Below are 9,993 nucleotides of genomic sequence, written 5' to 3' on the forward strand. Positions count from 1 at the left end.
TTGCCGCCATAGCGAAACTTTCAAACAACGGGTTCGCCTACGCCATCGCCAGCTTTTACACTTCGTTCTTCCGCGGCCTGCCTCTTCTGATGCAGGTTTATCTGATCTATCTCGGTCTACCTCAGGTGGGGATTATACTGAATGCCGTGCCATCAGGCATTTTGGCGCTTTCGCTGTGTATTGGCGCGTACATGACGGAAATCTTCCGCGCCGGCATCCAAAGCATCGACCGTGGCCAATGGGAGGCATCCCGGTCCATGGGTTTCGGTTTTGGGCTCACGATGCGCAAGATCATCCTGCCGCAGGCGCTTCCCGTCATTATTCCGCCAATGGGAAGCATGTTCATCGGGATGCTGAAGGACAGCTCGCTTGTCTCGGTCCTCGGCGTGTGGGAGCTGACGTATCTTGCTCGCACCCTTGGCCAGGAGACCTTCCATCACATGGAGATGCTGATAGCGGTCGCAATTATCTATTGGATTCTGTCCGTCTGCCTCGAGCTGATTCAATCCAGGATTGAGCGTTATTTTGCCAGGAGCAAGGTACGATGACCGTCGACGGCATACATCAAATAAAGCGCGCTCCGAACTGGCAAAGCTCTCTAAAAAAAGCGCCCCTCGATGGGCCGCTTCCAGGGTCAACCCCTGATGGAAAATCATCGAGCGGGAGGCAGGCGGAAATGAGCGACGCAGTCATCGAAGCCAGGAACGTCTCAAAATGGTATGGCGCCTTCAGAGCATTGACGGACGTCAGCCTCAGTGTCCGAAAGGGTGAACGCGTCGTTATCTGCGGCCCCTCCGGATCGGGAAAGTCGACGCTGATCCGCTGTTTCAACAGGCTTGAGGCACACCAGGAGGGCGAGATCGCCGTCAACGGGATCAGGTTGCACAGCAAGATGCTCGAGCTGGCTGAAGTTCGCAAGAATGTCGGCATGGTGTTCCAGCACTTCAATCTTTTCCCGCATATGACCGTCCTGATGAACTGCATGGCCGCTCCAATGTGGATCAAGGGCGTGCCAGAGGCCGAGGCAAAGAGGCTCGCGCTCAAATTCCTCGAGCGCGTGCGCATACCGGAGCAGGCGAACAAATATCCGGGGCAGCTCTCCGGAGGACAGCAGCAGCGCGTCGCAATTGCCCGTTCCCTCTGTATGGAGCCTGCCGTCATGCTCTTCGATGAGCCCACCTCATCGCTCGATCCGGAAATGGTGTCGGAAGTGCTCGAAACCATGACCAGTCTCGCGCGCGACGGCATGACCATGGTCTGCGTCACCCACGAGATGGGCTTCGCACGCTCCGTCGCGGACCGCGTCATCTTCATGGATGCAGGCCGGATAGTAGAAGAGGGCAAGCCGCACGACTTCTTCACCAGTCCGCAGCACCCAAGAACAAAGCTGTTCCTCAGCCAGATCTTGAAGCACTGATAGTTTTGTTGCCCGCCTGATTGTAGCTTATGGTTGCGCTTTAAAGGTTAGGCATCAGAAATGATTACTGTTCGGCAAACTGCGTTTGCTGCGCTAAGGCAAATGGATAGTACCATGCATGTAGATGAAATCGTTCAGGACCTCCTCGGCCGACAGGGCGAAATCGTGGATAGGCTTTGCGCCTTCTTGCGCCTGCCGAGTGTAAGCACAGACCCAACTTACCTAGAAGGAATGCGCGACGCGCAAACGTTTCTAGTGAACTGGCTGAAGCGCATGGGCTTGAGCGACGTCCAGCTTCTTGATGGCGGCGGCCATCCAGCCGTCTATGGAGCTTGGAACGGTGCGCCCGGAAGACCTACCTTGCTCATCTATGGACATTATGATGTTCAGCCTCCCCAACCGCTAGAAGCTTGGGTAACGCCACCTTTCGAACCAACCGTCCGCGACGGACGGCTCTACGCGCGCGGTGCATCTGACGTAAAGGGCTCGACTGTAATCGCGCTCGAAACCATCGCTGCCTTTCTTAAGGTCCGGGGCTCCTGCCCTGTGAACGTCAAAGTTTTTTTGGAGGGAGAAGAGGAATCCAGCAGTCCAAGTTTGCGCGCGATTGTGGAGCGGTACGGCGACTTGCTTCAGGCGGATGGAATGATATCCGCTGACGGCGCGCGAGCGCACCCGGAAACTCCGACAATTAACGTCGGATCGCGCGGAATTGTAGAGATTGAGATTTCGCTTTGGACAGCCGACAAGGAGGTTCATTCTGGTCGTTACGGCGGCACGATCCGGAATGCCGCACATGAGATGGCGAGGATCATCGCTTCGTTACATTACGAGGATGGCGCGATCGCGATACCGGGATTGCTAGCAGCCCTCCCGCCCGTCTCTGTGGATGCCCGAGATGAGACGGCCAGATTTCTCTTCGACGAGGTCGCTTTCGTCAAGGACGTTGGGGCGCACGCCCACGGGGAACATGGCTTCTCGGTTCGTGAACGACTAACGCTTCGACCGGCCTTGGACGTAAACGGAATGTGGGGAGGTCATACCGGGGTTGGCTACAAAACGGTGATCCCAAATACTGCCCACGCGAAGCTGTCGTTGAGAATCGTGCCCGGACAGGACCCTGACCAGGTTTCAGACACGCTGAAGGCTCATCTTCGCACCGTTTGCCCCTCGGATGTTGAGCTCTTGATCGATGACCCAGGAACCGGGTGCCGCGCCTTCGACCTGCCCACCGGGCATCCACTCGTGCTTGCCGCTAAGAGAGTCTTGTTTGAGGCGACCGGACGAGAGCCGGTGCTTGTTCGGATGGGCGCGTCCATTCCCATCACTGTTATATTTCAAGAGCTGCTCGGGGTTCAAACGCTTATGTTCGGATTCTCCCTTCCGGACGAGGATATTCATGCGCCCAACGAATTCTTCCGGCTCACCTCGTTGGCGGAAGGCCTTTCTGCGTGGCCAAGGTTACTAGAGCGCGTCGGTGAGCAGAGCGCGGATGAGTTTCGATCGATGGCCACAGCGGCCGACAATGAAGCGACCCTAGTGCAGTTGCTTTAGCCCAACCAGCACTGCTTGCCAATTACCTTTTAACGGGAATCGACATGACAAAAGACCTGCATTTCGACGTCGACGAGTTTCGGGCTCGCCTGGCCGCGGTCAAACGGGAGATGGCAAGAAGAGGGATTGACATCCTGCTGCTCTCCGAGCCGCCGAACCAAAATTATCTGACCGGCTACGATGCTTATTCATTCTACACTCCGCAAATGGTGATTGTTGCGATCGATTACGACGAGCCTATTTGGGTGGGGCGATTGATGGATCGAATCTCAGCAGTAATGACAACCTATCTTGCGGATCACAACATCCGAAGCTATCCCGAATCGCATGTTCATTCGTCGATACTGTCAGCCTATGACGTTATAGCCGACATTGTTAAGGAAGTCGGCGGCGAAAGGCCGCGCATCGGCGTGGAAATGGGCGGATATTACTATTCTGCCCGCGCCCACGCGGATCTTGCCCGGGCGCTGCCGCTCGCCGAGTTTGTGGATGCCGATCTTCTCGTAGGGTGGATCAGACTCGTTAAGAGTCCGGCTGAAATTGCAATTATGCGGCAAGCTGGCCAGATCACCGATGTAGCGATGGAGCGAGTGATCGATATAATTGAAGCAGGTGTGCGCGAATGCGATATCGCTGCGGTTGCCTATCAACATCTCATTTCGGGTACGGCCGAATTCGGGGGTGGCTATACTTGTGCACCCGCGTATCTTTGTATAGGCGAACGCTCGATTGCCCCACATGCCAACTGGACCGAGGAGCGTTTGCCGGATTCCACCGTTCTCAATATCGAACTTTGTGGAAGCCGGCACCGATATCAAGTTAATCTTGCTCGTACAATTGTTGTGGGCAAGCCGTCCGCCGCTTTCGAAAATTTAGCGGAAGTCCAGGTTGAAGCCTTGAATGTCGGCCTCGAAAGCGTCCGTCCCGGTCGGACCTGTTCAGACGTGTTCGGCGCGGTTCACGAGGCACTTGCCCGCCACGGGATCGAAAAAGAAGCGCGAATTGGCTATCCGACTGGAATCGGATTCCCTCCTGCAACGGGCGAACGCACGGCCGCTCTTAGCCGGTGGGACGAAACGGTGCTTCAGCCTGGTATGGTATTTCACATGATGACTGGCCTGTGGCTCGACAACGCCGGCGTAACAATTACGCAGACTTTTGCTGTGACCGAAAATGGCCATGAACCGTTAACAAAGATGCCGCGCACCCTTTTCGTCAAATGATTTGGGAGATCAAGTCATGACGTTGCAAACACGTACCGCTATTGGAATTCTTGAGCTTGATGAAGGGCTTCCCACCGATGGCCCCTCACGTATTCCACGGCAAGGGTCCCTTCTGAATCCGGCGACCTTCGACCGACCAATCTTTACCGAGATGGTGGTGGGTGCAACTGCGGAGGTGGTGATCCCCGGTGACCCCTCGCTCGAGCAAGCTTGTGTTCGTTCAGCCCGGCGGTTGGTCAAACGCGGCGCTGGTGCGATTGTAGGCGACTGTGGTTTTTTGATTAGGCATCAGGCGGCAGTGTCCGCGGCAGTGAACGTGCCGGTGGCGATGTCAAGCCTGCTCCTTATTCCGGCATTGCTGCAACAACTGGCGCCTGCCCAAAAGCTTGCCGTCATAACGGCTGACGCAAAACACTGCAGTGAAGACCTGTTCGGTCTCGAGAGTCCTGCAGATCGAGCAAGGGTGGTCGTCGGCGGGATCGAAGGCGGTGAGTACGTGCGTAACGCGATTGCGCGCCCGTTAGTCCGAGTCAGCATCGATACGATCGAGCGAGAGTTGGCGGCTTGCATCACTCGACTCCGCGCTGAGCATCCTGAGATCGGAGTGCTACTCTTTGAATGCACCGGATTTGCGGTTGTCACGGGTGCTCTACGCAGTAGCACAAAGCTTCCCATCTACGACATTACGGACCTTTGCAAGTTGACGATTGGCGCGGTCGCATAGCTTAACGGCCCGCAAGTAGAACCACCTGCTGCAGACGTTCTGCAAAAAGGCTCTGGGGCCCCCCGCCATGGCCAGCTTGTCGAGAGGTACGGGAGGCATGGAAACCCTTTCTCAGCCAATCGAGCCGATCGCCCTTGACCTCGCCGCCTGATTGGACCCAACTTCACATGCCCGGAGCGCGCCGCCGGAGCATTTCCACCGAATTCGAGACACGACCCCAAATCCTCCTGATCCTGTCCGGGCATAGTGGCACAAGTGCCGTCAGGAGGGGCTACCCTCCCCACGATCAGAGCCGCAGTCGATTGTCATATAGACTTCAGATGAACGAAATCTTGAAAGAATATTTCGACCATCGCTTACCTCTATGTCGATCATGGATCTACCTCCGGTTTGCAACGTCGCGCCGCTGCGCGTGCAATACCTTCTGTCACTGACACCAGGCAAGGTGGGAAAGGATAGCTACAATGAATCTAAGCGAATACGTAGAGTACGATGCGACGGGTTTGGCCTCCCTCGTAAGCGCTGGCGAAATGACTGTTGTGGAGCTAACGCGTTTGGCCCGCCAAGCCCACGACCACGTAAATCCGTGCATCAATGCTGTTATCGAACTCTATGAAGATGCCGAGACCGTTGCCGGCGCGGACGCAGGGATTTTCCACGGCGTGCCTTTCCTTCGCAAGGATGTAGGAGCATCCGAAGCTGGCCGCCTACAAGAAAAAGGAAGCCGGCTATTCAAAGGCTTCCGCTCCGATACCGACAGTTATTTTTTTCGGCGCGCTCGAGAGGCCGGGCTTCGGACGATAGGAAGGACAACAACATCCGAGCTTGGGTCTACCCTAATGACCGAATCGATTCTCAATGGCATCACCCGTAATCCATGGGATTTGAAACGCTCCGCGGGAGGTTCCTCCGGGGGGGCGGCAGCGGCAGTAGCTGCCGGCATCACTCCTATTGCTCACGGCGGCGATGGCGGTGGGTCAATTCGCATCCCCGCGTCTTGGTGCGGTCTTGTCGGACTGAATCCCTCCCGAGGGCGTGTTTCCGGCGGCCCAAACCTTCAAGACGCAAATCATGGCAAAAGCCGCACATTTGTTTTGTGTCGCACTGTCCGCGACATGGCCGCCGCGCTGGACGTCTTTTCCGGTCCTCATCCTGGCGATCCATTCACTATCGTCCAACCGGACCGTCCCTATATGGAAGAACTCTCACAGCCCACCGGTCGTCTGCGGGTAGGAGTCGCGAGAACGAGTTGGGGCGCGGTCAATCTTGATCCGGAAGTGCTGCGCGCCATCGAGGCGACGGCAACGCTTCTGCAGGAGATGAGGCACTCGGTAGAAGACATTGACCCGCCATATGAGCCTAGCGAGTACCGCAGATTATATCTCGCTCCGACGAGCGCGAGTATGCTCGAAGAAGCGGCGCGGGCCATGGGGCGCGTTATCGGCGCAGAGACCTTGGAGCCGGTCAACCTGAAACGGTATGAGTTTAGTCGGGATTTGCCTCTTTCCCGAGCGGCGGACGTACAAGAGGCTCTTCGGAGAATGCGTTTCCGGGTGGGCGAGGCGATCCATGCCTTCGACATTTTGTTGACCCCGACAATGCCAATCGTGGCCGTGCCGCACGGCGGCATCTATTCTGCAACCGACCCGGCAGTCTCTGCCGAAGGATACGTGGAAACGTCTACGGCGATTTGTCAGTACACAGAAGTATTCAATGTGACGGGACAACCTTCCGTGTCGTTGCCGTTAGCACAAAGCGCAAGCGGGCTGCCGATCGGTGTTCAGATCGTCGGCCGCTTTGGAGACGAGGCCACACTGGTCTGTGTCGCACGCGACTTGGAGGAAGCCAGACCATGGAGCGGCCGGCAACCAAGGGTTCGAGCGGGAACAATTGATAATCACCGCAAATGTTCAAATCTGAATGTGTGAGCAAACTTTCCTAAAGGCCTCATTGGTGGATTGCATACTATGGTCAGTTCAATTGTTCGGCTCTGTTCAGATTGGACGAAGCCGCTGACGCGGCAAATGGTGCACCGGTTTGCGGGTGAGGCTTCGGTTTTGAAGGATTGCGTCTGTGGAAAGCACAGTCTTGAGAACAGGAGCAATGAGATGGCCAATGTGAGCCCGCTTCGCCGACGCATGATCGAGAACATGACGATCCGCAATCTGTTGCCGGCCACGCAACGATCCTATGTCCGCGCGGTAGCGAAGTTTTCCCGCCATTTCGGCCGCTCTCCGGACCGGATTGGCCTTGAGGACGTCCGCGCTTTCCAGGTCAGTGCGAATGGCAGCGGGTGCGGCATGGATCGACAAATCTGCAGGGATCGCATATCGCGACTGTGTCGCAGTCGACCCAATAGCATGCACTTGATACCTCGGATCATCAGGCAACCGATCATCCGACGACACACGCAATCTCACCGAAATTAAATTAGCGCTTCACCCTCAGGCCGCGCGGAACATTTGACAGACATTCCGCACCACGCTCGGTTACGACGACTGATTCGGATAGGGCATAACCCCAGCCATCCATCCACATACCCAGGAGCACGTGGAAGGTCATATTGGGTTCCAAAACGGTGGTGTCGCCGGGTCGCAGGCTCATCGTTTTTTCGAGCCAGCTCGTGACCGGGTAGCCCACTCCGATCGAGTATCCGATCCGGGTCGCCTTGCTGAGGCCGTAGCGCGTGATTAGCACCCGCCATGCAGCTTCGACATCCTCGCAGCGGGCGCCGGGCCGTATGGCTGCGAGCGCCACGTCCATTCCATCGTTGACGATGTCTGCCATTTCGAGAAGACGCGGCGGCGGTGCGCCGAGGAAAATCGCGCGCGCTAGTGGCACGTTGTATCGGTGGTAGCAGCCGGCAAACTCTAGCGATGTTGATTCACCGCTTTTGAACGGCGCATCCGACCAGGTTAAATGCGGGACGGCTGTTCCAGGCCCTGTCGGCATCAATGGGGGCGCGGAAGGGTAAGTGCCACCGGCGTTCTCCAGGCCCATAATACTGTTCGCGTAGATCTGCGCGGCGACGTCGCATTGACGTACCCCAGGCTCGATCATATCAAAGGTCTTACCCATAACGCGCTCGACAATTCGGCCCGCGATACGCATTTTATCGATCTCTGAGTCCGACTTGACCGCCCTGACCCAATTCACTAAGCGCTGGGAATCAACAGCGTTTACATTAGGGAGCCCAGCCATCAGCGCCTCATGGGAGCGGATTGTGTAAAAATTGGAGTCGCGTTCGATCGCGAGCGTTCCCGACATTAGGCCTCGTTCCCGCATGACACCGGCGATCCAATCAAACGGGTGGCGGTCCGCCTTCTCTACATAGTCCTCGGGGTATCCAAAAACCTGCTCACTCCTGAGATGCGTCGTCAGAGTTACGCCAGGAAGGTCCACCTCCCGCGCGAAAAACACGACGTCACCCGAATAAGGGACAAGTAAAGCCTGGGGCTGAACCATGGTCCAGCAGTCGTAACCGGTCAGGTAGTTGATATTCGACGGCTCAGCTACCAGAAGCATGTCCAAGCCCCGCTCCTTCATCCTCGTCCGCGTCTTAGCTACTCGGCCGGCGTATTCATCAGCACTGAAACTTGGCTCAAATAACGGATTCATATGACGAAATTCCTTATCTGTGTTGGGGACCCCGTAAAAGCGGAGCCATTGGTCGTTGTTGTGCCATCCTCCTCGTTCGGGCCGCCGGAAATGCGGCTGCGCGAGCGGTTCAAGCTGCCGAGGCCACGGTGCGCCGCCGGATGTGGATGGACTAATCAGAGTGTTCTCTTGTTTGTTGCCTTGCAGATGCAATTCTGCGGTCAAAACTCTTTGGCGTCTAACATCTTTTGAGTATAGATTATTCGCAAACGAGCAAGAATATCACCCTCAGGCTTTGGGGGCGCTCGTCGCGATCGCGGAGTGCGGCGGGTCTCAACAAGGGCCCGCAATGCCCCCCAGAATGATATTATTGCGCGTTTGCGAATAATCTATGCTAAAAAGATGTTAGACGCGCAATAAACTTTTTGGTTATGGTTGGAATGCATCGGCCTGGAGAGCGCTTGTTGTCTTCATCATGGAGAACGGGTCGAGGAATAAAATCTGCAAGACAATAAGACAATAAAAAGAAGGGAACATCGCATGAACAAGCTTGTAAGAGCGATAGCAGTTGCAGCCTCGCTCGCGGCAGCGTCCTTGGCTCTTCTGGCTACGGCAAACGCCGGAGCCACACTCGATAGGGTGCTCAAAACCAAGACGCTGACAGTCGCGGTCGGGACGAACTGGGGTAAGATGTCGTTCTTGAACGACCAACACCAGTTCGAGGGATTCGACATCGACGTCACGAAGAGGATTGCGGAGTCCCTGGGCGTGCAGGCAAAATACGTGACGCCGAACTGGGATATCATTGCAGCAGGCAAGTGGCAGGGTCGCTGGGACATGACCACGTGGATGACGCCGACCAAGGCGCGGGCCGAAAAATTCGACTTCCCGGCCCTTTACATCAATGACGACGCGGTCGGCGTCGTTCACAAGGACAGCAAGATAACCAAGCTCTCCGAACTCGAAGGCAAGGTGGTCGGCGCGGCGGCAGGCACGACGGGGGAGCTATATCTCAATCACAAGCTAGCAGCGGATTGGATTGGCGCGAAGCCGATTGAATACCAATTCACGCCGGGTCAGGTGAAGACCTATTCCGGCGTTAGTTCGTTCGATGATCTTCGCCTCGGCGACGGCGTTCGCCTTGATGGAGTTCTTGCTGACGCTTCGGGGGCGGAGGATGCGCTCAAGGCCGGCTATCCGTTCAAGGTGATCGGCGTCGCATACTCCATGCCGACAGCTCTTGCAGTTGAACGTGGCGACAAGGAATTTAACGACAAGATTGCGGCCGCTATCCAGAGCATGAAGGATGACGGCTCACTCTCCAAGCTGTCGATCAAGTGGTTCGGGGTGGATCATTCAGTCCATTAGTAGAGGCCGCAAAGCCATAGCGGCCCGGCCAGGCGGGGCCGCTTTTTTTGGAAAGGGCTGCCATGATCTATGCGGATACAGTTGAATCAGAGGTGCTTGTCCATAAGCCG

General features: G+C 56.4%; 8 protein-coding genes and 1 pseudogene. 8 read left to right on the forward strand and 1 reads right to left on the reverse strand.

Annotated features, from left to right (window positions below):
• From NKI85_RS36700 to NKI85_RS36730, 7 genes and pseudogenes are all read left to right on the forward strand, one after another.
• Positions 1-548, forward strand: a 548-nt coding sequence (locus NKI85_RS36700) for an amino acid ABC transporter permease (protein ID WP_352780705.1), incomplete at its 5' end; no start/stop codon positions are given.
• Positions 549-676: 128 nt separating this feature from the next.
• Positions 677-1,417 carry an amino acid ABC transporter ATP-binding protein gene (locus NKI85_RS36705; RefSeq protein WP_352780725.1) on the forward strand — a complete coding sequence of 247 codons (741 nt, stop codon included), beginning with the start codon at positions 677-679 and terminating at the stop codon, positions 1,415-1,417.
• Between the two features lie 114 nt (positions 1,418-1,531).
• Positions 1,532-2,971: a M20/M25/M40 family metallo-hydrolase gene (locus tag NKI85_RS36710; RefSeq protein ID WP_352780707.1), complete on the forward strand. Its 1,440-nt coding sequence runs from the start codon at positions 1,532-1,534 to the stop codon at positions 2,969-2,971.
• A 44-nt stretch (positions 2,972-3,015) separates the two neighbouring features.
• Complete coding sequence (locus NKI85_RS36715; protein WP_352780710.1) at positions 3,016-4,194, forward strand: M24 family metallopeptidase; 1,179 nt, start codon at positions 3,016-3,018, stop codon at positions 4,192-4,194.
• A gap of 16 nt (positions 4,195-4,210) precedes the next feature.
• Positions 4,211-4,918, forward strand: a complete 708-nt coding sequence (locus NKI85_RS36720; protein WP_352780713.1) for an aspartate/glutamate racemase family protein — start codon at positions 4,211-4,213, stop codon at positions 4,916-4,918.
• 464 nt (positions 4,919-5,382) lie between these two features.
• A complete protein-coding gene (locus NKI85_RS36725; RefSeq protein ID WP_352780716.1) occupies positions 5,383-6,846 on the forward strand; it encodes an amidase in 1,464 nt (487 codons plus the stop codon).
• A 180-nt stretch (positions 6,847-7,026) separates the two neighbouring features.
• Positions 7,027-7,212 (forward strand): annotated as a pseudogene (locus NKI85_RS36730) (phage integrase N-terminal SAM-like domain-containing protein); the annotation flags it as partial.
• A gap of 136 nt (positions 7,213-7,348) precedes the next feature.
• On the opposite strand, the gene NKI85_RS36735 reads toward NKI85_RS36730, so the two are convergent.
• A complete protein-coding gene (locus NKI85_RS36735; RefSeq protein ID WP_352780719.1) occupies positions 7,349-8,536 on the reverse strand; it encodes a M24 family metallopeptidase in 1,188 nt (395 codons plus the stop codon).
• A 519-nt stretch (positions 8,537-9,055) separates the two neighbouring features.
• Here NKI85_RS36735 and NKI85_RS36740 point away from each other — a divergent pair.
• Positions 9,056-9,883, forward strand: coding sequence for a transporter substrate-binding domain-containing protein (locus NKI85_RS36740; protein ID WP_352780722.1), 828 nt, complete (start codon positions 9,056-9,058; stop codon positions 9,881-9,883).
• Positions 9,884-9,993 lie beyond the last annotated feature (110 nt).

Source organism: Mesorhizobium sp. M0571, from assembly GCF_040320985.1.
Classification (GTDB): domain Bacteria; phylum Pseudomonadota; class Alphaproteobacteria; order Rhizobiales; family Rhizobiaceae; genus Mesorhizobium.

Excerpts from the sequence above, each read along its gene's own strand:
- NKI85_RS36715 (WP_352780710.1), top strand. The coding sequence starts at position 3,016 with ATGACAAAAGACCTGCATTTCGACGTCGACGAGTTTCGGGCTCGCCTG.
- NKI85_RS36710 (WP_352780707.1), top strand. The coding sequence starts at position 1,532 with ATGCATGTAGATGAAATCGTTCAGGACCTCCTCGGCCGACAGGGCGAA.
- NKI85_RS36735 (WP_352780719.1), bottom strand. The coding sequence starts at position 8,536 with ATGAATCCGTTATTTGAGCCAAGTTTCAGTGCTGATGAATACGCCGGC.
- NKI85_RS36705 (WP_352780725.1), top strand. The coding sequence starts at position 677 with ATGAGCGACGCAGTCATCGAAGCCAGGAACGTCTCAAAATGGTATGGC.
- NKI85_RS36720 (WP_352780713.1), top strand. The coding sequence starts at position 4,211 with ATGACGTTGCAAACACGTACCGCTATTGGAATTCTTGAGCTTGATGAA.
- NKI85_RS36740 (WP_352780722.1), top strand. The coding sequence starts at position 9,056 with ATGAACAAGCTTGTAAGAGCGATAGCAGTTGCAGCCTCGCTCGCGGCA.
- NKI85_RS36725 (WP_352780716.1), top strand. The coding sequence starts at position 5,383 with ATGAATCTAAGCGAATACGTAGAGTACGATGCGACGGGTTTGGCCTCC.